At 72.2% G+C, this 24,705-nt stretch carries 23 protein-coding genes and 1 riboswitch; of the genes, 13 read left to right on the plus strand and 10 right to left on the minus strand.

All coding sequences use genetic code 11. The features are described from left to right. The first annotated feature begins 51 nt into the window (after positions 1 to 51). On the plus strand, positions 52 to 930 hold the full coding sequence (locus NIE111_RS07985; RefSeq protein ID WP_238683752.1) for a zf-HC2 domain-containing protein: 879 nt from the start codon (positions 52 to 54) through the stop codon (positions 928 to 930). Between the two features lie 9 nt (positions 931 to 939). Here the strand turns inward: NIE111_RS07985 and NIE111_RS07990 are convergent, their stop codons facing one another. The 3 genes from NIE111_RS07990 to NIE111_RS08000 form a co-directional block, all read right to left on the minus strand. Then, a complete protein-coding gene (locus tag NIE111_RS07990) occupies positions 940 to 1,587 on the minus strand; it encodes a CGNR zinc finger domain-containing protein (protein ID WP_238683753.1) in 648 nt (215 codons plus the stop codon). 16 nt (positions 1,588 to 1,603) lie between these two features. After that, positions 1,604 to 2,452, minus strand: coding sequence for an MBL fold metallo-hydrolase (locus NIE111_RS07995; protein WP_238683754.1), 849 nt, complete (start codon positions 2,450 to 2,452; stop codon positions 1,604 to 1,606). Positions 2,453 to 2,633: 181 nt separating this feature from the next. Beyond that, positions 2,634 to 3,287: a TetR/AcrR family transcriptional regulator gene (locus NIE111_RS08000; RefSeq protein WP_238683755.1), complete on the minus strand. Its 654-nt coding sequence runs from the start codon at positions 3,285 to 3,287 to the stop codon at positions 2,634 to 2,636. Positions 3,288 to 3,909: 622 nt separating this feature from the next. Here NIE111_RS08000 and NIE111_RS08005 point away from each other — a divergent pair. The 6 genes from NIE111_RS08005 to NIE111_RS08030 all read left to right on the plus strand — a co-directional run bounded on the left by NIE111_RS08005 (position 3,910) and on the right by NIE111_RS08030 (position 11,031). Beyond that, positions 3,910 to 5,076, plus strand: a complete 1,167-nt coding sequence (locus NIE111_RS08005; protein ID WP_238683756.1) for an acyl-CoA dehydrogenase family protein — start codon at positions 3,910 to 3,912, stop codon at positions 5,074 to 5,076. After that, positions 5,066 to 6,280 carry an acetyl-CoA C-acetyltransferase gene (locus tag NIE111_RS08010; RefSeq protein WP_238683757.1) on the plus strand — a complete coding sequence of 405 codons (1,215 nt, stop codon included), beginning with the start codon at positions 5,066 to 5,068 and terminating at the stop codon, positions 6,278 to 6,280. Before NIE111_RS08005 ends, NIE111_RS08010 begins: the two co-directional genes overlap by 11 nt. A gap of 14 nt (positions 6,281 to 6,294) precedes the next feature. Beyond that, entirely contained in the window at positions 6,295 to 8,451 is a 2,157-nt protein-coding gene (locus NIE111_RS08015; protein WP_238683758.1) for a 3-hydroxyacyl-CoA dehydrogenase NAD-binding domain-containing protein, read from the plus strand. After that, a complete protein-coding gene (locus NIE111_RS08020; RefSeq protein WP_238683759.1) occupies positions 8,451 to 9,578 on the plus strand; it encodes a CaiB/BaiF CoA transferase family protein in 1,128 nt (375 codons plus the stop codon). Before NIE111_RS08015 ends, NIE111_RS08020 begins: the two co-directional genes overlap by 1 nt. Positions 9,579 to 9,710: 132 nt before the next feature. Further along, positions 9,711 to 10,667, plus strand: a complete 957-nt coding sequence (locus NIE111_RS08025; RefSeq protein WP_238683760.1) for an NAD(P)H-binding protein — start codon at positions 9,711 to 9,713, stop codon at positions 10,665 to 10,667. 85 nt (positions 10,668 to 10,752) lie between these two features. Continuing rightward, positions 10,753 to 11,031: a hypothetical protein gene (locus tag NIE111_RS08030; protein WP_238683761.1), complete on the plus strand. Its 279-nt coding sequence runs from the start codon at positions 10,753 to 10,755 to the stop codon at positions 11,029 to 11,031. Here the strand turns inward: NIE111_RS08030 and NIE111_RS08035 are convergent, their stop codons facing one another. Both NIE111_RS08035 and NIE111_RS08040 read right to left on the minus strand, forming a co-directional pair. Further along, entirely contained in the window at positions 11,032 to 11,889 is an 858-nt protein-coding gene (locus NIE111_RS08035; RefSeq protein ID WP_238683762.1) for a cytochrome c oxidase assembly protein, read from the minus strand. It lies immediately after the preceding gene. Then, positions 11,886 to 12,362, minus strand: coding sequence for a DUF2243 domain-containing protein (locus NIE111_RS08040; protein ID WP_238683763.1), 477 nt, complete (start codon positions 12,360 to 12,362; stop codon positions 11,886 to 11,888). The genes NIE111_RS08035 and NIE111_RS08040 overlap by 4 nt, the downstream gene beginning before the upstream one ends. A 189-nt stretch (positions 12,363 to 12,551) precedes the next feature. Here NIE111_RS08040 and NIE111_RS08045 point away from each other — a divergent pair, with 189 nt between their 5' ends. The 4 genes from NIE111_RS08045 (at position 12,552) to NIE111_RS08060 (ending at position 16,343) form a co-directional block, all read left to right on the plus strand. Next, on the plus strand, positions 12,552 to 13,814 hold the full coding sequence (locus NIE111_RS08045; protein WP_238683764.1) for a DUF2786 domain-containing protein: 1,263 nt from the start codon (positions 12,552 to 12,554) through the stop codon (positions 13,812 to 13,814). A gap of 147 nt (positions 13,815 to 13,961) precedes the next feature. Continuing rightward, a complete protein-coding gene (locus NIE111_RS08050) occupies positions 13,962 to 14,318 on the plus strand; it encodes a YciI family protein (RefSeq protein WP_238683861.1) in 357 nt (118 codons plus the stop codon). Next, positions 14,315 to 15,568 (plus strand): RNA polymerase sigma factor, encoded by a 1,254-nt coding sequence (locus NIE111_RS08055; RefSeq protein WP_238683765.1) that lies wholly within the window; start codon positions 14,315 to 14,317, stop codon positions 15,566 to 15,568. The genes NIE111_RS08050 and NIE111_RS08055 overlap by 4 nt, the downstream gene beginning before the upstream one ends. 91 nt (positions 15,569 to 15,659) lie before the next feature. Beyond that, positions 15,660 to 16,343, plus strand: coding sequence for a class I SAM-dependent methyltransferase (locus NIE111_RS08060; RefSeq protein ID WP_238683766.1), 684 nt, complete (start codon positions 15,660 to 15,662; stop codon positions 16,341 to 16,343). Between the two features lie 91 nt (positions 16,344 to 16,434). Here the strand turns inward: NIE111_RS08060 and NIE111_RS08065 are convergent, their stop codons facing one another. From NIE111_RS08065 to NIE111_RS08080, 4 genes are all read right to left on the minus strand, one after another. Next, positions 16,435 to 16,608 (minus strand): CsbD family protein, encoded by a 174-nt coding sequence (locus tag NIE111_RS08065; RefSeq protein ID WP_036410891.1) that lies wholly within the window; start codon positions 16,606 to 16,608, stop codon positions 16,435 to 16,437. Positions 16,609 to 16,691: 83 nt separating this feature from the next. Then, the gene (locus NIE111_RS08070; protein ID WP_238683767.1) at positions 16,692 to 18,938 is read right to left on the minus strand and encodes a heavy metal translocating P-type ATPase; all 2,247 of its coding nucleotides are present in this window, start codon (positions 18,936 to 18,938) and stop codon (positions 16,692 to 16,694) included. A 12-nt stretch (positions 18,939 to 18,950) separates the two neighbouring features. Continuing rightward, a complete protein-coding gene (locus NIE111_RS08075) occupies positions 18,951 to 19,898 on the minus strand; it encodes a DUF8832 domain-containing protein (protein WP_238683768.1) in 948 nt (315 codons plus the stop codon). A gap of 13 nt (positions 19,899 to 19,911) precedes the next feature. Next, on the minus strand, positions 19,912 to 20,121 hold the full coding sequence (locus tag NIE111_RS08080) for a heavy-metal-associated domain-containing protein (RefSeq protein WP_238681977.1): 210 nt from the start codon (positions 20,119 to 20,121) through the stop codon (positions 19,912 to 19,914). Positions 20,122 to 20,215: 94 nt separating this feature from the next. Between NIE111_RS08080 and NIE111_RS08085 the strand changes: the two genes are divergently transcribed. Further along, on the plus strand, positions 20,216 to 20,512 hold the full coding sequence (locus NIE111_RS08085) for a metal-sensitive transcriptional regulator (protein ID WP_030329541.1): 297 nt from the start codon (positions 20,216 to 20,218) through the stop codon (positions 20,510 to 20,512). A 6-nt stretch (positions 20,513 to 20,518) separates the two neighbouring features. Here the strand turns inward: NIE111_RS08085 and NIE111_RS08090 are convergent, their stop codons facing one another. Continuing rightward, positions 20,519 to 22,726, minus strand: coding sequence for a heavy metal translocating P-type ATPase (locus NIE111_RS08090; protein WP_238683769.1), 2,208 nt, complete (start codon positions 22,724 to 22,726; stop codon positions 20,519 to 20,521). A gap of 311 nt (positions 22,727 to 23,037) precedes the next feature. Here NIE111_RS08090 and NIE111_RS08095 point away from each other — a divergent pair, with 311 nt between their 5' ends. After that, positions 23,038 to 24,408 carry a YibE/F family protein gene (locus tag NIE111_RS08095; protein ID WP_238683770.1) on the plus strand — a complete coding sequence of 457 codons (1,371 nt, stop codon included), beginning with the start codon at positions 23,038 to 23,040 and terminating at the stop codon, positions 24,406 to 24,408. 166 nt (positions 24,409 to 24,574) lie between these two features. Further along, positions 24,575 to 24,705, plus strand: a riboswitch (cyclic di-AMP (ydaO/yuaA leader).

The following is a 24,705-nucleotide window of genomic DNA, read 5'->3' on the forward strand; positions in this document are numbered from 1 at the left end:
CCAGTCACTGTCGCCGGGAACCGGAGCGGCTGCCGGAGCGACTACCGATACATGGGGTGTGAGCAGTGGCGGGAGGTCCTGTCCGCGCAGTTGGACCGGGAGGAGACCGCCGCCGAACTGACGGCGGTGCAGGGGCACCTCGACGGGTGTGCCGAATGCCGGGCCTGGTTCACGGCGGCGGCCGCGGTGACCCGTCGGGTTCGTACCCGATTGGTGGTTGAGGTGCCCGACCGGACGGCGGCGATCCTTGCCGCGGCCAGCGCGGCTCCGGCCCGCCGGTCACTGTGGCGGCGTGGCCCGCTGGTCGCCGGCCTACCAAAGGTGCCCGGGCGGGGCCAACTCGCCGCCGGATTGCGCGCGGCGTTCGGACGTGGCCCGCTCGTCGCCGGCCTGCGGTCGGCACTCGGGCTGCTCGGCGCGGTGCAACTGGTGCTCGGCCTGGCCCAGGTGGGCCGGGGCGCGACCGCCGACCACCTGCACCCCACCGGCCAGCACCTGTGGCACGAGTCGGCGGCGTGGAACGTGGCAGTGGGCGCGGGCTTCCTCTTCGTGGCGCTGCGCCGCAGCCCACCCGCCGGGCTGCTGCCAATGCTCAGCGCGTTCGTCGGCACGTTGCTGCTGCTGTCGGTAAACGACCTGGCCACCGGTTCGGTGGGCGGGGAACGGCTGATCAGCCACGGCTTCCTGGTGGTCGGCTACCTGATCACCGTGCTGCTGTCCCGCCCCGGCCTGCGCCCCGGAGGCCCGGCACCGCAGCGGCAGCCGACACCGTCGCGCTGGCGATTCGGGTCCGACGAGGTGGACCGGCCGCTGCGGGTGGTAGGCCCCGAGTCCTATCCGGCGCAGGCCGCCGATCGCTTCGCCGCCCCGGCGGCGCATGCCGGGCGATCCACCCGCACCGGCGAGGCCGAGGAACGCCGGGCCGCCTGATCGGCCGAGTCAGTCCACCTGCCGCTGCCGCGCCCGGTGGGCGCGCAGGTTGGTGGGGTGCCCACAGGCCCGTACGGAGTGCCAGACTCCGCTGTTGTTGCGTGAGCGGTCGTAGAACGCCACTCGGCAGCGGGGGTTGCGGCAGGTCTTGATCCGCCGTCCGACGTCGGCGAGCTGCGCCTCGAACAGCGTGGCGAGGACGAGCGAGACCAGCAGATCGGCACCGACCCCGGCCGGGTCGAGGTGGACGGATCCGCCTCGATCGAGCCGGAGCGTGGCACCGCTGGTACGAGATCCGGTCGAAACCCGGTCCGACGCCGTGACGGGTTGCCCGGGGTCGGGCGTGACGTGGAGCCTGGCATCGATCTCGTCCAGCAACTCCTCGCGAAAGATCCGTAGTGCCCGGAGCCCCTCGGCGTCGAGCGTGACGTCGGGCGCCGGGCGCCCGGTGGCCGTCGACCACTGCCCGACGGCCACCCGTGCCCACTCGGTAGCGCTGCCCAGATCGTCCAGGAGGTCCGGATGCCGTGGCGCGCCGGCCGAGATCGTGTTGAGTAGATCCTGGACGAGACCGAGGCCGCCCGGGGCGTGGTCGATGCCGTACCTCGCGGTGGCGATCCACGGCCCGGCCACCGCATCTGCCGTGCGTTCGGGCATGGAAGGCGTCATCAGCTCACTTCCCGAGCAGGGCAAGTGCCCCGTACCACGCCGGTCCCGGATTCACCCAGTCTGGGTAGAGCCGCACCATCTCGTCGAAGAACTCGCGGGCGGTCGACTTCTCGGCCAGCAGGCGCTCCACGTTCAGCAGGTACTTCCGGGTCAGGTCGATGCTTGCCGGGTCGTCGGGGCGGTTCCGATTCTTGTGGCCGGCGACGACTGCGCGCGGTGCGAGCGCTTCGACGCGGTCGAGGGCGTCGAGCCAATGCCGTAGGCCGCCGTCGACCGTCTCCACGATGTACTGGTGAACCCCGTTGTAGACCACGTCACCGGCGACCACCAGGCCGATCGACGGAACGTGCAGGACGGTGGTCTGATCGGTGTCGGTGTGTCCGGTCTCGACGGGCTGGATGAGATTGCCCTCGAGCAGGAACCCTTCGGCCGGCACGGGCACCGCGTCGACCGGCGACTCCGGGATGAGGCCGGGGAAGACCCGGTCGAACAACTCACTTCGTCCGACGGTGGCCTGCTGGTGCATGACCTCGATGGTGCCGGGCGTCGCGTAGGTGACCGCGCCGGGGAAGCGCTTGACCAGCTCACCCGCGCCGAACCAGTGGTCGCCATGCCCGTGGGTGGCGTAGATGTACGTCAGCCGCTTACCCGACTGTGCGATCCAGTCGCCCACCTTCGAGATCTGCTCGTGGGTGAACGGTGGATCCACGAGGAGCGCCTCCTCGGCTCCGAAGATCAACGTTGAAGAGACCGGATTCCAGTGGATCCGTGACCCGTCCGGCATGCGTTGGTCACCCGCTCGCACCGGACCGTCCGAGACGAAGACCTCGTAGGACAGGGCATCTGTGGTCATGTCTCCTCCTCGGTGACTCGATCGCCCGCAGGTCCCGGGTGCGGTTACCCGCCGACCGTGAAATAACCATAACCTCTATGCCTATTTCATCGCGATCATCGCGCCCGTGGCCCGCGGCACACCACAGGTCGGGCACGCCGAGGACCGCCGGCTGAAGGTGAGCCGGCCTGCCTTCCACTCCCTACGCCGGAGGCTCAGCCGGCCGGTTCGAACCGTCCACGCCGAGGACCTGCGGGATGACCTGTTCGACGATGGTCAGCAGGGTCGTGGTGAGCAGCAGGTGCACCTGGGCGCGGGTCAGCGCGCCACGCTGAAGCCATTCGCGGGCCGTCGAGGTGGCCAGACCCCCGTACGCCCGGACCATCCCGCGCAACTCCTCGCGGTGCTCCGCCTCGCCGGCCAGCCCGACGGCGACCAGCATGCGGTCCGCGGCGACCTCCTCGGCCTCGGCGAGCACCCGCTCCACGTCGGCGTCGCCGCCCATCCCCCGCGCGGTGACCGCCGCCAGCCACGAGGTGCTGTGCCGGGACACCACGTCGAGGAACCAGGTGACGCTGGCGTCGACCCGAGTCCGAAGATCACCCTTGGGTAGCCGCTCCAGGGCAACCTCGGGGATGGTCACCATGACCCGGACGACCTCCAGGTAGAGGTCCTTCTTCGCACCGAAGTAGTGGTTGACCAGGCCGCGGGCGACACCTGCCTCGCGGGCGACGTCGGTGGTCGACACGTCCGCGTACGGGCGCTCACCGAACAGCCGGACCGCGCAGGCCAGGATCTGCCCACGCCGGGCGTCCGGCTCCAAACGGCGGCGGCGCGGAGCCGTCTCGACACTCATCTGCCCGACCCTATCGACAGCCCACCGGCCGGCCGCCTTTCCTCACCATGATCACTTGATGCTCAGTAGTCGTCAGCGCTGTCTCTGAGCTTCTCAGCATCAAGTGATCGCCACGGGCCCCGGCGACGCCGTTCAACCGACAGCGCAGCGACCACTTTCGGTTGGGAGCCAACCTTTCGGGGACCCCTGATCGGGGATCGGCGCCGAGTAGTTCGCCCGCCCCGCCTCGCGCCCGCCCACTCGCCGTCCGCCCGTGGTGTCTGACAACAGCGGATTCGCACGATTGATGCACCCACACAACCCCGCAGGCCGCACGGCGCACGCCTCGCGGCGGGGCAAGTTTGCCGCAATCTTGGACAGTTTCCGTTAGCTCGTAACGGAAACTGTCCAAGATCTCCGCGCACACGGCCCGCGCGCCGCCCGGACCACCGTCGATCTTGGAGGTGTGGTGGGCGATATGGCCGCCCGTTCCCTCTTTGTGAGGCACCACAACTCCATGATCGGCCACGTCTAGGCCAGGGTCAGCGGTGCTGGGCTGCGGACCGGACGTCCAGACGGCCCGTGGCCGGACGTCCATCTCGACTTATTGACATGCCGCCAACAGCGCGCGAGGGTGGTGCACATGCCGACCCCCCCGCCCGACGGCTCCCCCTCACAGTGGCCCGAGCCGGAGCATGACGACCTGGCCGAGCTGGCCCGCGCCTTCTTCACCAAGGAGGTGTTGCCGCACGCCGACCGCCTTCAGGAGCAGGGCCACCCGGACCGCGAGCACTACCGGCGCGCCGGTGAGCTGGGGCTGCTCGGCCTGTCGGTCCCGGAGGAGTACGGCGGTGGGGGCGGCGGGTTCACCCACGAGGCGGTGCTGCTGCACGAGCAGGCGTACGCCGGGGAGAGCAGCCTCGGCCTGGCCGTCCACAGTGGCATCGTCACCGGTTACCTGGTGGCGTACGGCAGCGAGGAGCAGAAGCGACGCTGGCTGCCCGGCCTGTGCAGCGGTGAGCTGGTCGGCGCGATCGCGATGACCGAGCCGGACGGCGGCTCCGATCTTCAGGCGATGCGTACCCGGGCGGTCCGCGACGGCGACGACTATCTAGTGACCGGCGCGAAGACGTTCATCACCAACGGTGGTCTGGCCGATCTGGTCATCGTGGCCGTGAAGACCGACCCGGAGCAGCGGGCGTCCGGCGTCTCGCTGCTGGTCTGCGAGGTGGGCGGCGACCCGGAGGGCTTCCGCCGGGGCCGGCTGCTGTCCAAGATCGGCCTGCACGCCAACGACACGGCGGAGTTGTTCTTCGACGAGTTCCGGGTGCCGGCGGCCAACCTGCTGGGCGGCGCCGAGGGGCTGGGCTTCATTCAGCTCATGCAGCAGCTTCCGCAGGAACGGCTGGTCATCGGCGTCGGCGCGGTAGCGGTCATGGAACGGGCGGTCGCGCTGACAGTCGCGTACGCCAAGGAGCGCACCGCCTTCGGCAAGACCCTGATGGGTCACCAGAACACCCGGATGGTGCTCGCCGAGTGCGCCACCCGCACCCGGGTCAGCCGCGTCTTCCTGGACGACTGCATCGTCCGACACACGCGTGGCGACCTGGACGTCTCCACGGCGGCGATGGCGAAGTCATGGCTCACCGACGGGCAGTGTGAGGTCGTCGACAGGTGCCTTCAGCTCTTCGGCGGCTACGGCTACACGACGGAGTACCCGATCGCCCGGATGTACGCCGACGCCCGCGTCCAGAAGATCTACGGCGGCACCAACGAGATTATGAAGGAGCTGATCGCCCGTGCTCTCTGAGGCGTACGTCTATGACGCGGTCCGCACCCCGCGCGGACGCGGCCGGGACACCGGCGCGCTGCACGGGGTCAAGCCCATCTCCCTGGTGGTCGGCCTGATCGACGCGTTGCGGGAGCGCAACCCCGGCCTGGACGTCGGCCGGCTTGAGGATCTGCTGCTCGGCATCGTGACTCCGGTCGGCGAGCAGGGCGGCGACCTGGCTCGGGCGGCCGCGCTGCTGGCCGGGCTGCCCGACCAGGTGGGCGGGGTGCAGCTCAACAGGTTCTGCGCCTCCGGGTTGGAGGCGGTCAACTCCGCCGCCGCGCGGATCCGCTCCGGCTGGGAGCATCTGCTGCTCGCCGGTGGGGTCGAGTCGATGTCCCGGGTGCCGATGGGCTCCGACGGCGCGGCCTGGGCCACCGATCCGCAGACCGCGTTGGCCACGTCGTTCGTGCCGCAGGGCGTCAGCGCGGATCTGATCGCCACCCTGGAGGGCTTCACCCGCGACGACGTGGACGGCTACGCGCTGCGGTCGCAGGAGCGGGCCGCCAAGGCATGGGCCGGCGGGTACTTCGCCCGCTCGGTGGTGCCGGTCCGCGACGGCAACGGGCTGGACATCCTCACCGTCGACGAGCACCCGCGCCCGGAGACGACCCGGGAGGCGCTGGCCAAGCTCACCCCGTCCTTCGCCACAATGGGTGAGGCGGCCGGCTTCGACGCTGTCGCGTTGCAGAAGTTCCACTGGCTGGAGGCCATCGAGCACGTCCACCACGCGGGCAACTCGTCAGGCATCGTGGACGGGGCGGCGCTGGCGCTGATCGGTTCGGAGCAGGTTGGTCGGGATCTCGGCCTCACTCCGCGCGCCCGGATCGTCGGCGCGGCGGTCACCGGCGCGGACCCGACGTTGATGTTGACCGGTCCGATCCCGGCCACCCACAAGGCGCTCGCCGTCGCCGGGCTGACAGTCGACGACATCGACCTGTTCGAGATCAACGAGGCGTTCGCCGCCGTGGTGCTCAAGTACGTCCGCGACCTGGGCCTCGACCCGGACCGGGTGAACGTCAACGGCGGTGCGATCGCGCTCGGCCATCCGCTCGGCGCGACCGGAGCGATGCTGCTCGGTACGGCGTTGGACGAGTTGGAGCGCCGCGACCTGCGCCGTGCCGTGGTGACCCTCTGCATCGGCGGCGGCATGGGCGTCGCCACAGTTCTCGAGCGCTGCTGACCCGGAGGACGACAATGACAAACACCATCCGGTACGACCGCGGCGCCGACGGCATCGTCACGCTCACACTGGACGACCCCACCCAGTCCGCCAACACCATGAACCGGGCGTACGCCGCCTCGATGAGTGCCGCGCTGGATCGGCTGGAGGCCGAGCCCGATCTCGTCGGCGTCATCGTGACCAGCGCGAAGTCGACGTTCTTCGCCGGCGGCGACCTGCCCGAGATGATCCGGGCCACCCGCGCCGACGCGCCCGACCTGGCAGCCCTGCTCGGTGCCATCAAACGGGACCTTCGCCGGCTGGAGACACTGGGCCGACCGGTGGTCGCCGCTGTCAACGGCTCCGCGCTCGGTGGTGGCCTGGAGATCGCGCTCGCCTGCCACCACCGGATCGCACTGGACGCGCCCGGCAGCCGGCTCGGGCTGCCCGAGGTGACGCTGGGCCTGCTGCCCGGGGCGGGTGGCGTCACCCGGACCGTGCGGATGCTCGGCCTGGCCGGCGCGCTGACCACTGTGCTGCTCACCGGCCGACGGATGCGCCCGGCCGACGCCCTGTCGGCAGGGCTGGTCGACGAGGTTGTCGCCACGCCCGCCGAGTTGCTGGAGCGGGCGCGGGCCTGGGTCGCGGCGAACCCGCACCCCAGGCAGCCGTGGGACCGGCCGGACTATCGGATGCCCGGTGGCACCCCGGCCAGCCGCTCGCTGGCCGCACAACTGCCCGCCTTCCCGGCGACGCTGCGCAAGCAACTCAAGGGTGCCCGGCTGCCCGCGCCCGAGGCGATCCTCGCCGCCGCCGTCGAGGGCGCACAGGTCGACCTGGAGACCGCCCTGACAGTGGAGACCCGGCACCTGATCGGCCTGCTCACCGGCCAGGTCGCCAAGAACATGATCGGTGCGTTCTTCTTCGACCTGAAGGCCGTCAACGGTGGCGCGGCCCGACCAACCGATGTGGACGCCGCGCCGGTGCGACGGGTGGCGGTGCTCGGGGCCGGCATGATGGGCGCGGGCATCGCGTACGCCTGCGCCAGCGCCGGACTGGACGTGGTGGTCAGGGACGTCACGCCGGAGGCCGCCGGCCGGGCCCGGGAGCACGCCGAGCGGTTGCTGGCCCGCGCGGTACGCAAGGGTCGCACCACCGAGGCGGACGCCCGCGCCGTACTGGACCGGATCACCACCACCGACCAGGTGGACGCGCTGGCCGGCTGCGACGCTGTCATCGAGGCGGTCTTCGAGGATCCGGCGCTGAAACAGCAGGTCTTCGCCGAGGTGCTGCCCGTACTGGCGCCCGGCGCGTTGCTCGCCTCCAACACCTCCACCCTGCCGATCACCGGGCTGGCCGCCGGCGTGGACCGGCCGGCGGACTTCGTCGGCATGCACTTCTTCTCCCCTGTGGACCGGATGCCGCTGCTGGAGATCGTGGTGGGCGAGCGGACCGGGGACGTGGCGCTGGCCCGGGCGTTCGACCTGGGTCGGCGGATCGGCAAGACCCCGATCGTGGTCAACGACGGCCGGGGTTTCTTCACCAGCCGGGTGATCGGCAAGTTCATCGACGAGGCTGTCGGCATGGTCGCCGAGGGTGTTCCCGCCGCATCGGTGGAGCAGGCCGCCCTTCAGGCCGGCTACCCGACCGGGCCGCTGGCGCTGGCCGACGAGGTCAGTCTCACGCTGATCCAGCGGATCCGCCGCCAGTTCGAGGCGGCCAGCGAGGAGTTCCGCCCGCTGCCGGCGCACCGCCTGGTGGACGAGCTGGTCGACGCGTACGACCGGCCGGGGCGCACCGCCGGACGCGGCTTCTACTCCTACGACGACGGCGCCCGCGGCCGGCTGTGGCCCGGTCTCGCCGACCTGACCACCGACGCGGGCCGGGCGGTGCCGTTCACCGACCTCCAGGAGCGGATGCTCTTCGCCGAGGCGCTGGACGCGTTGCGCTGCCTCGACGAGGGCGTGCTGCGCACCGAGACCGACGCCAACATCGGCTCGATCTTCGGCATCGGCTTCCCTGCGTGGACGGGCGGGGTGATCCGCTACGTCCGGCAGTACGCGGGCGGCCCGGCCGGCTTCGCGGCCCGTGCCACCGAGTTGGCCGGCAACTACGGTGACCGGTTCACGCCCCCCGCCGACCTGGCCGACCGGCTCGCCACCCCTCGGGCCGAACCGGCTGACGTCGCGTGATGGCGGCACGCGGCGGGCCGCTGGCCGGGGTGCGCGTGATCGAGCTGGCCAGCCTCGCCCCGGCGCCGTTCGGCTGCATGGTGCTCGCCGACCTCGGCGCGGACGTGGTGCGGGTGGACCGGCCGGGCGCACCGGGAACGGGCCGGCTGGCCGCCCCGACCAGCGGGCCGTTGCAACGCGGCCGGCGGGTCACCGCGCTGGACCTGAAGTCCCCGGCCGGGGTGGCGGACCTGCTGCGCCTCGCCGAGCGCGCGGACGTGCTGGTCGAGGCGTACCGGCCGGGGGTGGCCGAGCGGCTCGGCATCGGGCCGGAGGTGTGCCAGGCCCGCAACCCCCGACTGGTGTACGCGCGGATGACCGGCTGGGGTCAGGATGGCCCGCTGGCGGCCCGAGCCGGGCACGACATCGACTACATCGCTGTGGCCGGGGCGTTGGAGCCGCTGGGACGGGCCGGCGAACGCCCGTACGCGCCGATGAACCTCGTTGGCGACTTCGGCGGCGGCGGGATGCTGCTCGCCGTCGGGGTGCTGGCCGCGCTGCTGGAGCGGGAGCGCTCCGGCTTCGGCCAGGTGGTCGACGCGGCGATGGTGGACGGCTCGGCGCTGCTCACCTCGTTCCTGCACGGGCTGCTCGGCACCGGCCTGTGGGCCGCCCCGCGCGGGCGCAACATGTTCGACGGTGGGGCGCCGTTCTACGACACGTACGCCACCGCCGACGGTGGATTCATGGCGGTCGGCGCGATGGAACCGGCTTTCTACGCCGTACTGCTCAGCGGCCTCGGCCTCGCCGACGATCCGGACCTACCCGCCCAGTACGACCCGAGTGGCTGGGACGAGCTGCGCCGCCGGTTCACCGAGCGGTTCGCCGAGCGCACCCGGGACGAGTGGACGGCGGTCTTCGCCGACCTGGACGCCTGCGTGGCGCCGGTGCTCGCGCCCGGCGAGGCGCACACGCACCCGCACAACGCGGCCCGGGGCACGTTCGTCGAGGTGGGCGGCGAGGTCCAGCCGGCCCCCGCACCCCGCTTCGACCGCACCCCGACCGACCGCCCAACCCCGGCACCTGATCCGGAGCAGGACGCCCTACCGGTCGAGGACATCCTCACCAACTGGCCGCAACGCCCGTGACCTGGCGCGTGCAGGCGCGCCGACGGCCCGGCCCGCCGTTGCGGTGGCTGATAGCGTTGACGACTCACGATCCGCAACCTCCCATCGAGCGGGAGGCGCAAGATCTCCGCTTTCCTGCTGGAGGGTCTTGCCATGGCTGAGAACAATCGGGGGGCGGCTGCCTCACGCACTCGCCTGCTCCTGCTGACCGCGGTCAACGCCCGGATGGACGCGGGCAGCAGCCCCACGGGGATTGTCGGGCGGAGCCTCGCGCGGCAACTGCTGGACGCTGGTGACCGGGTGCGTGTTCTCGCCGAATCCGACCAGGTGGATGGCTGGCCCGACGGGGTCGAGGTCGTCGAGGGATCCATCACCCGGCCGCTCGAGCACGTCCAGGTCTACGACGACGTCGACGGCGTCTTCCTCGCCGGAGCCTCGCCGACGACGGTGCGGAATGCCCTGGACCTCGCCGGTGGTGCCGGTGTGCGGCGAATCGTCGTGCTGTCCTCGCACGGGCCGGAGTACGAGGAGAGGTACCCGCCCGAGACCTGGTTCTGGCTGTCGATCGAGCGGGCTGTCGAAGGCTCCGGGATGGAGTGGGTACACATCCGGCCGTCGGCGGTGATGGGCGCGGTGATCGAGGGCACCTATCCGGCCACCGGATCGGACTGGCCAGAGACGATCAGGGGCGAGGGCACCGTACGGGAGGCACACCTGGACGGCGGGCACTACCCCTTCATCCACGAGGACGACCTCGCCGCTGTCGCGTTGGCGGCGCTGCGTACCGACGACCATGTCGGCGCTGTCCTCGAAGCGGTAGGGCTGCCGATCAGCAGCCGTTCGCGGGTGGCGAGCATCGCCAGAGCGGTCGGCCGCGACATCGTCGCCATTGAGGTGACGCCCGACCACAGCCGTGCGAGTTGGCGGCGTCGCGGCTGGCCCGACAGCGGTATCGACGTGACCCTGTACGCCCTTGAGGAGTACGGCACGCGACTCGCTGACCTCACCCAGTGGACGCTCGACCAGCGGCCGACCGTGCGCGAGATCATCGGCCGCCCGCTACGCGACTTCGACGGCTGGGCGGTTGAAAATGCCCGACTGTTCCGCTGAACGTGCCGCAACCGAGCGCTGCCATTTCAGCCACGGCAATTCCTGGCCGGGACGGCAGCCAGAGCTTCACAGGGAGTCAACGAGCATGGGTACGGACAGCTGGAGGGGCCACGTCAACGGAATCCTCTACGGGGTTCAGTTCGACAGAACGCTCGACGATTCGGTGGTCACGCGGGTAGTCGACGGGGTGGCCGCTGGGCTCTACCCGGGTGACCGGGCCGAGACGCGGGACGCGCTGGTCCACGCGCTGCGCTACTCGGGTCCCCTGAATGAGCAGGCCGGAACGCACCACAGCGAGGACGACCTCATCGAGTTCCTCCGCCGGCTGTCCACCGCGCTGGCAGCGCCCGCTCCGTCAGGTTGATCAAGAAGTTCGCGTCAGGGATTCGTCCTCCGGTGACGCAAACTTCTTGATCAACCTGGTTGGACGGGGTGGCCGCCGCCGACCAGGGCGGCGGGAGTGGTACCAGGTGGCGAAGAGGGCTGCCGCCAGGAGCAGCTCGGCCAGGTCGCCGCCGTAGTACATGAGTTGGGCGGCCGAGCGGAACACTTCCGGGTCCCGGTCGGCGAGGCCGGGCGGGAGGGTTTCGGCCCGGGCGTACAGATACTTGGCCAGCACGGCGTGGCCAGCCGACGCGGCCAGTAACGCGCCGACCCGTACCGCCAGTCGGGGGCGACGCGGCGCCGGGTCCGGCCCGGCCAAGGACCAGGCGAAGAGGTACCCGGCTGCCAGATAGTGCAGGTGCACGGCGTGGTGCAGGATGGGTTGCCGTTCGGCCGCCGCGTACAGCGGGGTGAGCAGCACCAACGCCAACCCTCCGGTGGTCAGCAGCGCGGCGGTGACCGGGTGGGCGAGCAGGTGCAGCGGGCGGGCGCGCAGCAGCCGACCGACAGCTCGGCGTACCGGCGGCGGCACGACCCGGAGCAGCAGCGTCACCGGGGCGGCGAGCACCAGCCCCAGCGGGGCCAGCATGCCGAGCAGCAGGTGCTGCGCCATGTGCCCGCTCGGGTTGTCCGGGAGCGGAGCCAGCGGCCCGACGGCGACCGCCAGCAGGGCGCAGCCGACCAGCCAGGAGGCGGTGCGTCGGTGGTCCCAACCCCGCGGGTCCCGGACGGCGGCCAGCACGTAGCCGACCGCCAACAACGCGACCGGGAACAGTGGGAACCAGCTCGGCCCGGCCGCGCCGTGCCCGGCGTGCGCCAGCGGCCCGGCCACCGTCATCGGGCGCCGGGCTGGCGGGAGCGGGCCCGCCAGAGGACGGCGACGCCGGCCAGCAGCAGCACCGCGCCGGCCACGTTCCAGACCACGTCGTACGGCACCAGGTGTACGCCGTAGCGGATCTGGTGCAGCCGGAGCACCTTGTGGTCGACGAGACCGTCGAAGAGCTGGAATCCTCCGGCGCCGAGCAGGAGGCCACCCCAGGCCAGCCGGCTCGCCAGGGCATGCCGTCGACGCAGGTCGGCGAACCAGAAGAACCCACCGACCAGGGCGATCACCTCGGCGGCGTGCAGCAGCCCGTCGGAGAGCAACGCCACCGAGGGGGTGGAGCGGTCGTAGAAGTGGTGCCAGGCGAGGAGTTGGTGAAAGACGATCTCGTCGATCGCGGCCATGATCGCGATGCCGATCAGGACGCCGACGAGGGTGGAGGAACGAACGTCGACGGAACGGGGCCTTGGCAGGCTCGAATCGACCACCACACACCTCGCAGTCAGGTCGGATCGGGTCGTAAATACCCCGAACCGCACCAAACATGCCGGACCGGAGCAGCGGAAAGGCCCAGCGGGCCGGTGGCACATCCCCGTTTCGTGACTCCCGGGCCACTGACGGCATGATCATGGAGCCTGGAGGGGCAGCGACAGCCAGATACCGAGAAGGAGGTGCCCGTGCCGGACGCGGACGAACTCGTCGCCAACGCGCTCGCGGCGGTGCGCGGCACTGACGTACGGCAGGCCGAACGGCAGTTGGACCATCTGATGGTCGGCACCGGCGCCGCGGACGGCACCACGGCGGTGGACGCCGCTCTGCTGCGTCGCCTGGTCCGCGGCCTGGGCCGGCTCTGGCCGCGCGGTTGGCAGCCGGTCGACGTGGACCGGATCACCAGTCGACGGCTCGACGCCCGCGCCGCGCGGCTGGTCCGCGCCGCGATGGCCGCCCAGCGGCGCGACCAGGCCGAGCCGGTCCCGGCCTGGTGGGACGACCAGCTACGCGAGCTGGTGCCCGCCGACGGCGGTGCCGACGGCAGCGTGCTGGCCGGTTGGGCCAGCCGGGAGGGCCTGGACCGGGCCGACGCGCTCCGCGCGGCCGTGGACACTCTCGCGCTGGTGGAGAGCCTGCCGCCGATCGCGGTGCTGCGCCCACCGCCGGGCACGAGCGGCGCGGCACTGCCCCGCACGGCGGGCACGGCTCGCAGCGGGTCGCCGATGCTGGATCGGGTGCGGGCGCTGCTGGCGAAGGCCGAGTCGACCACCTTCCCGGCGGAGGCGGAGGCGCTGACCGGGAAGGCCCAGGAGCTGATCGCCAGGCACAGCATCGACGAGGCGCTGCTGGCGGCCGGGTCGGAGCGCGGGGATCTGCCCGGCGGCGTACGCCTGAGCACCGACACCCCGTACGCGGGCGCGAAGGCGCTGCTGGTGCAGGAGGTCGCGGCGGCGAACCGGTGCGAGGCGGTCTGGTCCGACGATCTCGGCTTCGCCACGGTGCTGGGCTGGCCGGCGGACCTGGTGGCTGTGGAGTTGCTCTACACGTCGCTGCTGGTCCAGGCCACGGCGGCGATGCTGCGGGGGCGTGCCGAGCGACGGCAGGGGTCGGGGCGACGGACGAAGGTCTGGGACGAGTCCTTCCTCAACGCGTTCGCGCTGCGGATCGGCGAGCGGCTGCGCACGGCCACCGAGGCGGCGACCAACGCGGCGGACCAGGCGGCGGCCGAGACCACCGGGGCGGAACGGCTGTTGCCGGTGCTCGCGGCCCGGGGCGAGGCGGTCCGGGAGCGGTTGGACACCCTCTTCCCCGGCGTCACCCGGCACCGGCTCAGCGTGCGCGACGCCGAGGGCTGGTCGTCCGGCACCTCTGCCGCCGACCGGGCTTCGCTCGACGTCGGCAGCGCCCGGAAGCCCCGACAGGTGCCCGGCCGACCCGATCCGCGCTGAACCATCCGGCGTGGGAGAGCCCCAGGCGGATGTTTCTGCGATTTTCTTCGGTACGCGGTAGGGATCGGGGAATCGACTCCGACCCTCCGCTGAGTCGCGCCCCGATCGGGATGCGACCAGAGCCTGAGGAGCATCGCCGTGAAGTACATGCTGCTGATCTGGAACCGGCCCGGCTTCACCGAGGAGCTGAGCGAGCAGGAGCGCACCGCCCTGTTCGGTGAGGTCGACGAGATCATGAAGGAGCTGACCGAGACCGGCGAGCTGATCGGCGGCCAGGCGTTGGCCAATCCGTCGCAGACGGTGACGGCCCGACTCGTGGACGGCACCCCAGAGGTCCTCGACGGCCCGTTCATGGAGAGCAAGGAGCAGTTCGCCGGTTACCTGGCCGTCGACTGCGACAGCCCGCAGCGAGCTGCCGAGATCGCCGCCCGCTGGCCGGACGTCCGGTACGGCGGCGCGATGGAGGTCCGCCCGATCATGGACGAGGCCGGGACGGAGATGTGACCGAGGACCGGACGGTCGAGGATCTGCTGCGCACGCTCGCGCCGCAGGTCCTCGGTCTGCTGGTCCGTCGGCACGGACAGTTCGACAGGTGCGAGGACGCGGTCCAGGAAGCCCTGCTCGCCGCCGCGACCCAATGGCCCGGGCAGGGCGTACCGGACAAGCCGCGCGCCTGGTTGCTCACAGTGGCCACCCGCCGGCTCACCGACGAGTGGCGCAGCGAGAGCGCGCGCCGGGACCGCGAGGTGGCGGTGGCGCGGCGCGAACCGGCGTACGCCGGGGTGGTGCCCGCTGTGGACGCGGAGCCGGCCGTCGCGGCCGACGACGACACCCTCACGCTGCTGTTCCTCTGCTGTCACCCGGCGCTGCCCGGATCGGCGCAGGTGGCGCTCACGCTGCGCGCGGTCGGCGGTCTCAGCACCGCCCAGATCGCCAGGGCGCACCTGGTGCCGGAGGCGACGATGAGTCAGAGGATCCGGCGGGCCAAGCAGCGGATCGAGGCCGCCGGGGCACGGTTCACCATGCCCGGGCCGGCCGAGCGGGGCGAGCGGCTGGGAACGGTGCTGCGGGTGCTCTACCTGATCTTCAACGAGGGCTACACCGCGTCCAGTGGCCCGGAGCTGCGCCGGGCCGAGCTGACCGGCGAGGCGATCCGGCTGGCTCGCATCCTGCGCGGCCTACTGCCCGACGACGGCGAGGTGACAGGGCTGCTGGCGCTGATGCTGCTGACCGACGCGCATCGGGCAGCCCGGGTGGGGTCCGACGGGGAATTGGTGCCCCTCGCCGAGCAGGACCGTTCACTGTGGGACGCCGCCGCCGTCGCGGAGGGGGTCGCGCTGATCACCGAGGCGCTGACCTGGTCGCCGCCCGGCCCGTACCAGCTCCAGGCGGCGATCGCCGCTGTGCACGCCGAGGCGTCGACGGCGGCGGAGACGGACTGGCGGCAGATCGTCGCGCTCTACCGACTGCTGGCCCGGATCGCGCCGAACCCGATGGTCACCCTCAACCAGGCGGTGGCGGTGGCCATGGTCGACGGGCCCCGGTCCGGGCTCGCCCTGCTCACGTCGTTGGACGCCGACGACCGCACGGCCGGGCACCACCGGCTGGCCGCCGTCCGTGCCCACCTGTTGGAGCTGGCCGGGGACGTCGGCGCGGCGCGGGAGGCGTACCTGGTGGCGGCGCGGGGCACCACGAGCCGGCCCGAGCAGCGCTACCTGGAGGTACGGGCGGCCCGGCTGACCGGGCAGGGGTGAGCCACGCCGAATTGCCATTTTGGCAACAATCTTTGCGCATCGCCCGGTCGCCGGTCACAGTCGGGGGCGACGCGCGAAGGAGCAGACACAGATGACCGAGCAGCACGAGTTCGACAAGGACTACTGGGAGCGGCACTGGCACCAGGCGCACCACGACCGTCCCGGCGCGATGAGCACGAGTCCCGCGCACCCGTACCTGGCCCGGGAGATCGGCGCTCTGACGCCGGGCTCGGCGCTGGACGCCGGGTGCGGCGCGGGCGCCGAGGCGATCTCGCTCGCCGCCCACGGCTGGCAGGTCACCGCCGTCGACATCTCATCCGTCGCGCTCGCCCGAGCCGCCGAACGCGCGACGGAGAGCGGGGTCTCCGAGCGCGTGCGGTGGGTGGAGGCGGACCTGACGACCTGGGCCCCGGAGACGCGGTTCGACCTGGTCACGACGCACTACGCGCACCCCGCGATGCCGCAGTTGGCCTTCTACGACCGCGTCGCCGGGTGGGTGGCCCCCGGCGGCACCCTCCTGATCGTCGGGCATCTGCACACCTCGGAAGCCACCGCGCCAGGCCACGGACACGGGCGCGGACATGGGCACGGGTCTGGGCACGGGTCTGGGCACGGGCACCCGCCGGACGAGGCGTCGGTCACCCTGGCGGACATCACCGCCGGCCTGGACGGCAGCACCTGGGAGATCGTCACCGCCGAGGAGCACCGCCGCACCGTGCCGGGCCGGGACGTCCCGCTGTACGACGTGGTCGTACGCGCCACCCGACGCCCCTGAGCACACCTCGGGTTCGACGGCCGAGAGGCCGGACACACAGCACGCCGGGCCGGTGATGATCACCGGCCCGGCGTGCGAGGTACGTCGTACGTCAGCTCTTGAAGGCGTCCTTGATCTTCTCGCCCGCCTGCTTGAGCTTGGCGGTGGACTGGTCAGCGCGACCCTCCGCCTCCAGTTGCTCGTTGTCGGTGGCCCGACCGGCGCCTTCCTTCAGCTTGCCGGTCGCGTCCTCGGTGGCGTTGTTGATCTTGTCGTCGAATCCCATTGCCAACCTCCATTGCAAGCATCGCAAGCTTCGCTACGACCACAGAGGTACCCCCGTCGTCACCGGCCCAACCATTACCGTCGTCACAGATCGGTAGCGGCCGGACGAAAGCGACGCAGCCGCAGGCTGTTGGCCACCACGAAGACCGAGGACAGCGCCATCGTCGCGCCGGCGATCATCGGGTTGAGCAGCCCGGCGGCGGCCAACGGCAGGGCCGCCACGTTGTAGCCGAACGCCCAGAACAGGTTGCCCCGGATGATGCCGAGCGTCCGCCGAGACAAGCGGATGGCGTCCACCGCGGCGTCCAGGTCGCCCCGGACGAGGGTGAGATCGGCCGCCTCGATCGCCACGTCGGCGCCGGTGCCCATGGCCAGCCCCAGGTCGGCCTGGGCCAGCGCCGGGGCGTCGTTGACCCCGTCACCGACCATCGCCACCGACCGCCCCTCGGCCTGAAGCCGCTTGATCACGTCGACCTTCCCGGCCGGCAGCACCTCGGCGATCACCTCGTCGACGCCCACCTCGGCGGCGACCGCGCGAGCCACAGTGGTGTTGTCCCCGGTCAGCAGGACCGGAGTCAGCCCCAGCCCGCGCAGCCGGGCCACCGCCGCCCGGCTGGTCGGCCGGACCACGTCGGCGACAGTGAGCACGCCTCGAGCCTGTCCGTCCCAGCCGGCGACGATCGCCGTACGGCCTGCGGCCTCCGCGTCGCGGACGGCCCACTCGACCTCCGGCGGTACGTCGATCTCACGCTCGCGCAGCAGCCGGACCCGGCCGACCAGCACGGCCCGCCCGTCGACGGTGCCGGTCACCCCCAGCCCTTCGAGGTTGCCGAAGGCGGTCACCGGGGGCAGCGCGCCCGCGGCGGCGGCAGCGGCGGCGATCGCACGAGCGATCGGGTGCTCGGAGGCGGCCTCCACCGCCCCGGCGAGCCGGAGCAGCTCGGCCCGGTCCACACCGCTCGCCGGCACCACGTCCACCACTGTCATCCGGCCGGTCGTCACGGTGCCGGTCTTGTCGAGCACCACGGTGTCCACCCGGCGGGTCGACTCCAGCACCTCCGGGCCCTTGATCAGCACGCCGAGCTGGGCGCCCCGACCGGTGCCGACCAGCAGCGCGGTCGGGGTGGCCAGGCCGAGCGCACACGGACAGGCGATGATCAGCACGGCCACGGCGGCGGTGAACGCGGCGGTCGGGCCGGCCCCGGTGCCGAGCCACCAACCGAGCGTGCCGACGGCGAGGGTGATGACGATCGGCACGAAGACCCCGGAGATCCGATCCGCCAACCGCTGCACGGCTGCCTTGCCGCTCTGCGCCTGCTCCACCAGGTCGGCCATTCGGGCGAGCTGGGTGTCCGCGCCAACCCGGGTGGCGGTGACGATCAGCCGCCCACCCGCGTTGATCGTGGCGCCGACCACGCCGTCACCCGGGGCGACCTCGACCGGCACCGACTCACCGGTGAGCATGCTGGCGTCGACAGCGGAGGTGCCCTCGTCGACCACCCCGTCGGTGGCGATCTTCTCCCCGGGGCGGACCACGAACCGGTCACCGACGGCGAGCCGGTCCACGGGGATCAGGGTCTCCACGCCGTCACGCAGCACCGTCACGTCCTTGGCGCCGAGGTCGAGCAGGGCGCGTAGGGCGGCGCCGGCAGTCCGCTTGGACCGGGCCTCGAAGTAGCGACCGGCCAGGATGAACACGGTGACCCCGGCGGCCGCTTCCAGGTAGATGTTGCCGGCGCCGTCGCTCCGGGTGATGTCGAAGCGGAACGGGTGCGTCATGCCGGGCATCCCCGCGTCACCGAGAAAGAGCGCCCAGAGCGACCAGCCGAAGGCGGCCAGGGTGCCGAGCGACACCAGGGTGTCCATGGTGGCCGCGCCGTGCCGCAGGTTGGTCCAGGCGGCCCGGTGGAACGGCAGCCCACCCCAGACCACCACCGGGGCGGCCAGGGTCAGCGACATCCATTGCCAGTAGTCGAACTGCCAGGCCGGGACCATCGCCAGCAGGACCACCGGCACGCTCAGGGCCACCGACACCCAGAGCCGGGTACGAGGCCCCCGCAACGGGTCCACCGGGGGTTCGGCGCTGGGCGGGGCCGGCAACGCCGCCGTGTAACCGGTCTTCTGCACGGTCCCGATCAGGTCGTCCGGCGTGACGCCGTCGGCGTAGCGGACGGTCGCCTTCTCGGTGGCGTAGTTGACGGTGGCGCTCACCCCGTCCATCCGGTTGAGCTTCTTCTCGATCCGGGCGGCGCACGCGGCACAGGTCATTCCGCCGATCGCCAGTTCGATCCGGTTCGGCGCCTCGGGCAGCGGTCTGCTGGTGGTGGTCATCGTCTGGTCCCGTCAGTTGTGTCCGTGCCCGGGGGTGCCGTGGTCGGCCCCGCCGGTCGGTGCGGGCCCGCTCGGGCTGGGGGCCTCTCCGGTCGGGGCAGTGCCGGCGACCACAGTGAACTCTGCGGTGCGCACCCGCCCGCCGTGTTGGAAGTCGAGGTAGAGCCGGTAGCTGCCGGCCGAGGGCACCTCGGCGAGGAAGGTGACGGCCGGACCGGGCCGGGTGCGCCCATCGCCGGGCGTCCCGTCCGGGTGCACGTGCAGGTACGCCAGATCACCCCGACGTAGTGCCACGAGGTGCCCGTACGCGCCCAGGTAGGGCTCCAGGTCGGTGACCGGCTGCCCGTCCCGGCTGACGGTCAGTGTCAGCGGCGACGTGCGGCCGGGCTGCGGCGTGCCGGTCAGGGTGACCGTGTAGCCGTCGACCGTGGTGCTGGTTGCCGGGGCGGGCAACGGCCGTTCGGTCAACTCGCCGGGGACTGTCACGTCCACGCCGAGGGTCAGCGGCTCACCCCCGGTCGGGGCGAAGTCGGCGAACGCCCGCCACTGCCCGGGGCTGGCCAGCGGGGTGTCGACCCGCCAGGTGCCGTCCGGGGCCAGCTCGGGGTGGACGTGGCGGAAGCCGGAGAGGTCCCGACGGGCGACGATCAGGTGCATCTGCTTGTCGTGCGCCACGTCGTACCGGGTCACCGGGCGGCCGTCCGGGCCGGCGATCCGGAAGGCGAACTCGCCGGCCGGGGCGTCGACCGGTTCGAGGGTGTAGCCCCGGTCGGAGACGAGCAGCCCGCCCGGGAGCCGGTCGGCCGTCTCGTCGTGCTCGCCCGTCGCATGGGCGGCATCGCCGTCGTGCCGGCCCTCGACCACCGGGGCGCTGTCGACCACCCGGCCGATCCCGTACGTCGTGCCGAAGATCGCCGCCAGGCCGACGGCGAAACCGGCCAGTCTCGTCACGGTGCGCACGCCGGCCCGCCGATCACGCGTCGACGAGGTCGTAGCCGGCCTCGTCGACTGCGGCTCGGACAACAGCGGTGTCCAGCGGCTGATCACTGCTGACGGTGACCCGGCCGGCCGCGAGGTCGACCTGGACGTCGCGCACCCCAGCGATGGCACCGACCTCGGCGCTCACCGCGCTGACGCAGTGCCCGCAGGTCATGCCCTGAACCTGGTACGTCGTGTCGACCATCGGATCGTCTCCTTCGCGGTACCGGTACCCGGTGGGGGTATCTCAACAGAACCGACCGTACCATACCCCCTGGGGGTACGCTATCCTTGTCGACATGACCGCACCCACCCCGATCCGCGGATACACCGCCAGCAAGGACCAGCTGCTCGCGCGGCTCCGCCGCGTCGAGGGGCAGGTCCGGGGCATCGAGAAGATGGTCGACGACGACCGCTACTGCATCGACGTGCTCACCCAGATCTCGGCCATCCAGGCCGCCCTCGACAAGGTGGCCCTCGGGCTGCTCGACGGGCACGCCCGGCACTGCATGCACGAGGGCGCCGCCGAGGGTCGGGCCGACGAGATGGCCACCGAGATGATGGCGGCGGTCGGCCGGCTCATGAAGCGCGGCTGAGCGGGCTCAGTCCGGCGCGGGGTCGAGACGGACCCGGCGCAACAACTGCGCGTTGAGCGCCACCACGATGGTGGACGCCGACATCAGCACCGCGGCCAGCGCCGGGCTCAACGCCACGCCGGCCCAGGCCAACACCCCGGCGGCCAGCGGCAGCGCCACCACGTTGTAGCCGGCCGCCCAGGCCAGGTTCTGTCGCATCTTCCGGTACGACGCCCGGGACAGCCGGACCACGGCCCCCACCCCGCGCGGGTCCGAGGATGCCAACACCACCCCGGCGGACTCGATGGCCACATCGGTGCCCGCGCCGATCGCGACCCCCACGTCCGCCCGGGCCAACGCCGGTGCGTCGTTCACCCCGTCACCGACCATCGCCACTACCAACCCCCGCCGCTGGAGCTCGGCCACCCGATCGTCCTTCTCCGCCGGCAGCACCTCGGCGAAGACCTCGTCGACGCCAGCTCGGAAGCCCAGGTCGGCGGCGACCGCCTCGGCCACCGGCCGGGCGTCACCAGTGATCATGGCGATGGTGCGGACACCCTCGGCACGCAGCTCGTCGACGGCGCGCCGGGCCTCCGGACGCACCTCGTCGGTCAACGCGAACGCACCGAGCACGGCGTCCGGCAGCCGCACCAGGTGCAACACCGCGGCACCCCGCGCCGACCACCGCCCGGTCGCGGCCTCCAGCTCCGCCGGGAGCCGAAGGCCCAGCTCGCGCAGCAGCGCCGGCCCGCCCACCGCGTACTCCGTACCGTCGATTGTCGCCTGCACACCGCGGCCCGGCAGCGACCGGAACCCGGCCGCCCGGGTCGGCCCGGCGCTCCCGGCGGCCGCCACTATCGCCCTAGCCAACGGGTGTTCGCTCTCCGACTCGACACCGGCCGCGATCCGCAGCACCTCGTCCCGCTCGACGCCGGACGCCGCCACCAGGTCGGTCACCCCGTGCTCGCCCCGGGTCAGCGTGCCGGTCTTGTCGAAGAGCACCGCGCCGACGGTCCGTATCCGTTCCAGGGCCAACCGGTCCTTGACCAGGATCCCGGACCGCGCGGCGAGCGCTGTGGAGAGCGCGACGACCAGCGGGATGGCGAGACCCAGCGCATGCGGGCAGGCGATCACCAGGACGGTGACCGCACGGACCACCGCCTCGTCCGGCTGACCGAGCGCGGTCCAGACCAGCACGGTCAGCACGGCGGTGCCGGTGGCCAGGTAGAACAGCGCGGCGGCGAACCGGTCGGCCAACAGTTGGGCCCGTCCACCGGAAGCCTGGGCCTGCGCGACCATCCGCTGGATGCCGGCGAGGGCGGTCTGCTCACCCAACGCCTCGACGCGCACCCGGATCGCCGAGTCGGTGGCGACGGTGCCGGCCACCACCCGGTCGCCCGTCGACCGGGCGACCGGCCGCGACTCCCCGGTGATCATCGACTCGTCCAGCTCGGCGCCGCCCTCGACGACCCGGCCGTCCGCCGGCACCCGACCCCCCGGCCGGACCAGCACCACGTCGCCGATCCGCAGACCGGTCACCGGCACCGCCTCGACCCGCCCGTCCGCCGCCACCCGTTCGGCCTCGTCCGGCAACAGCGCGGCGAGCGCCGCGAGCGCTCCCCGAGCCTGCCCGATGGCCTTCATCTCCTGCCAGTGCCCGAGCAGCATGATGGTGACGAGCGCGGCCAACTCCCACCAGAAGTCCAGGTCGAAGGCGCCGACGCTGGTCGCCAGGGACGCGGCGTACGCGACGGTGATCGCCATCGCGACCAACAGCATCATCCCGGGCGCCCGGTCCCGCACCTCCCTGACCGCACCGACCAGGAACGGCCAACCGCCCCACCAGAACACCACCGAGCCGAGCACCGGCCCCACCCAGGCCTGGCCGGGGAGGCCGTCGTCCCCGGTCAGGCCCAGCCGATCCGACACGAGACGACTCGTCAACACCACCGGGACGGTCAACACCAGGCAGACCCAGAACCGGCGGCGGAACAACGCCGGATCGTGCCCGGCGTGTTTGTCGTGCCCGGCGGGCTTGTCGCGCCCGGCGTGTTTGTCGTGCCCGGCGGGCTTGTCGCGCCCGGCGTGTTTGTCGTGCCCGGCGGGCTTGTCGCGCCCGGCGTGTTTGTCGTGCCCGGCGAGCTTGTCGCGCCCGGCGCGCCCGGGGTGCTTGTCGTGCGGCATGGGCTCGGCGCGTCGCTGGCGATCCGGGTCGGGCGGTGACGGAGCGGGCATGGCTCCAACATGCCGCCCCGGAGGCCGCCGCGCGAGCGGTTCGGCCGCCCGACACTCCGCCACGACCTGCAACCCCCGGGAGGGCTGGCTAGCATCTCCCACGATGGCCCTCCGAATGCCGCTGCACAGTCGGGCACCGGCGCCGCCCCGTCGTGGCGTCGTCCCCGGCCGACCGGGCCGAGCACTGACCGTCCGTGATCAAGCGGTCGTCAGGCAGCGATCCGCCCCGCCGTCCGCCGCGTTTCCACCGCAACGGTGAACCGCCCGGCCCGCTGACCCGTATCCCGCACCGGATCGTTGGGAGTCTCACCTTGGCCGCCGACCACACTCACCCCGCTCCGTCCGCCCCGCCACGGGTGCGACGGATCCTCATCGTGACTGTGGTACCCCTCTTCGTCGCCACCGTGCTGGCCGCGTTACTGCTCTGGCCCCGCGGCGGGTCACCGCAGACCGATGGTGGCGCGGACGTGCCGCGCCACCCCGGCACCGTCACCCGGGTGGTGAGCGAGCCGTGCCCGCCGGCACCGTCGGTTCCGGAGGGCACACCGAGGGTCGGCGACGGGCGGTGCGGCACTGTCGACGTCCGGGTGGACGACGGGCCGACCGCCGGCCAGCAGGTACGGACACCGGTGCCCGACGGGCCCGGCGCACCCCGGGTCGAGGTCGGCGACGAGGTCGTCCTGGTCGAACTGGCCGATCCGATCGATCCCACGGTCAGCAACTGGAACATCGCCGAGCACCAACGCGGCACCCCGATGGTGTGGCTGGCGGTGGTCTTCGCGGCCGCGATCGTCGCGTTCGGGCGGTGGCGAGGTCTGGCAGCGCTCGCCGGGCTGGCCGCCAGCTTCGCCATCCTGCTCACCTTCGTGCTGCCGGGCATCAGCGCCGGCAGGTCACCGCTGCTGGTGGCGGTGGTCGGCGCGGCCCTGATCATGTTCGTGGTGCTCTATCTGACCCACGGGGTCACCGCACAGACCTCGGTCGCGGTACTCGGCACCCTGGGCAGCCTGGTGCTGACCGGCGTGCTCGCCACCATCGCCACCGCCGCGACCCACCTCACCGGCTTCGGCAGCGAAGACGCCACCACCCTGTCGATGTTCCAGGGCGACGTGGACCTGCACGGTCTGCTACTCGCCGGCATCATCATCGGATCGCTCGGGGTGCTCGACGACGTGACGGTCACCCAGGCGGCCACCGTCACCGAACTGGCGAACGCGAACCCCGGGCTGACCCGGTTGCAGCTGTACCGTGCGGCCACCCGGGTCGGCCGCGCGCACATCGCCTCCACCGTCAACACCATCGTGCTGGCGTACGCGGGCGCGTCACTGCCCCTGCTGCTCCTGCTCACCGCCGACTCGCGGCCGATCGGGCAGATCCTCACCAGCGAGTTCCTCGCGCAGGAGATCGTCCGCAGCGCGGTCGCCACCCTCGGCCTGATCGCCGCCGTGCCGCTGACCACCGGCCTGGCAGCGGTGGTGACCGCCGCCGGGCGCGGCGATGCCACGCCGTCCAGCGGCGCTCCCGCGCCCCGGCCCCAGCCGGACCGCAGCGAGGCACTGGCCGCACTCAGCTCACCGCGTACGGCCGGCTCCGACGAGCCGGACCGGACGCGGACCGCACCCCCATCCGAGGCCACCGACCGGTGGCCGGAGTCGAACAGGAGCACGGATACGGCATGGTGACACTCCTCAGCGTGACCAGATCGGGCATCCACCCTGAGAACCGCGTCACTGGTCACTCAACGCTATGGCGAAATGACGCTTTTGGTCGGCATCCAGGCATAGCTCAGCCGGTCGGCTCTCGGGTAACCTCGCTGCCGGTTACCGATGAAGGCGCGAAGCGGCGCCTGCGGTGCCACCGCCCAATCGCCAACCGGCGAGCCGGGGACCCAGGTGCCTGGGGTGAATCCGCGTCAGCGGTAGGGGCCACTTCCGCCCCGAACCCGTCAGCTAACCCGGTCGGCGGTCGACGGAAGGGAA

Source organism: Micromonospora hortensis, from assembly GCF_022230935.1.
Classification (GTDB): domain Bacteria; phylum Actinomycetota; class Actinomycetes; order Mycobacteriales; family Micromonosporaceae; genus Micromonospora; species Micromonospora hortensis.

Bases quoted from the DNA above. Each gene is read 5' to 3' on its own strand.
- NIE111_RS08020 (WP_238683759.1), top strand. From the start codon at position 8,451: ATGGCGGCACGCGGCGGGCCGCTGGCCGGGGTGCGCGTGATCGAGCTG.
- NIE111_RS08035 (WP_238683762.1), bottom strand. From the start codon at position 11,889: ATGACGGTGGCCGGGCCGCTGGCGCACGCCGGGCACGGCGCGGCCGGG.
- NIE111_RS07985 (WP_238683752.1), top strand. From the start codon at position 52: ATGGGGTGTGAGCAGTGGCGGGAGGTCCTGTCCGCGCAGTTGGACCGG.
- NIE111_RS08050 (WP_238683861.1), top strand. From the start codon at position 13,962: ATGCTGCTGATCTGGAACCGGCCCGGCTTCACCGAGGAGCTGAGCGAG.
- NIE111_RS07990 (WP_238683753.1), bottom strand. From the start codon at position 1,587: ATGCCCGAACGCACGGCAGATGCGGTGGCCGGGCCGTGGATCGCCACC.
- NIE111_RS08015 (WP_238683758.1), top strand. From the start codon at position 6,295: ATGACAAACACCATCCGGTACGACCGCGGCGCCGACGGCATCGTCACG.
- NIE111_RS08070 (WP_238683767.1), bottom strand. From the start codon at position 18,938: ATGACCACCACCAGCAGACCGCTGCCCGAGGCGCCGAACCGGATCGAA.
- NIE111_RS07995 (WP_238683754.1), bottom strand. From the start codon at position 2,452: ATGACCACAGATGCCCTGTCCTACGAGGTCTTCGTCTCGGACGGTCCG.
- NIE111_RS08000 (WP_238683755.1), bottom strand. From the start codon at position 3,287: ATGAGTGTCGAGACGGCTCCGCGCCGCCGCCGTTTGGAGCCGGACGCC.
- NIE111_RS08005 (WP_238683756.1), top strand. From the start codon at position 3,910: ATGCCGACCCCCCCGCCCGACGGCTCCCCCTCACAGTGGCCCGAGCCG.
- NIE111_RS08025 (WP_238683760.1), top strand. From the start codon at position 9,711: ATGGCTGAGAACAATCGGGGGGCGGCTGCCTCACGCACTCGCCTGCTC.
- NIE111_RS08085 (WP_030329541.1), top strand. From the start codon at position 20,216: ATGACCGCACCCACCCCGATCCGCGGATACACCGCCAGCAAGGACCAG.
- NIE111_RS08060 (WP_238683766.1), top strand. From the start codon at position 15,660: ATGACCGAGCAGCACGAGTTCGACAAGGACTACTGGGAGCGGCACTGG.
- NIE111_RS08065 (WP_036410891.1), bottom strand. From the start codon at position 16,608: ATGGGATTCGACGACAAGATCAACAACGCCACCGAGGACGCGACCGGC.
- NIE111_RS08090 (WP_238683769.1), bottom strand. From the start codon at position 22,726: ATGCCCGCTCCGTCACCGCCCGACCCGGATCGCCAGCGACGCGCCGAG.
- NIE111_RS08080 (WP_238681977.1), bottom strand. From the start codon at position 20,121: ATGGTCGACACGACGTACCAGGTTCAGGGCATGACCTGCGGGCACTGC.
- NIE111_RS08030 (WP_238683761.1), top strand. From the start codon at position 10,753: ATGGGTACGGACAGCTGGAGGGGCCACGTCAACGGAATCCTCTACGGG.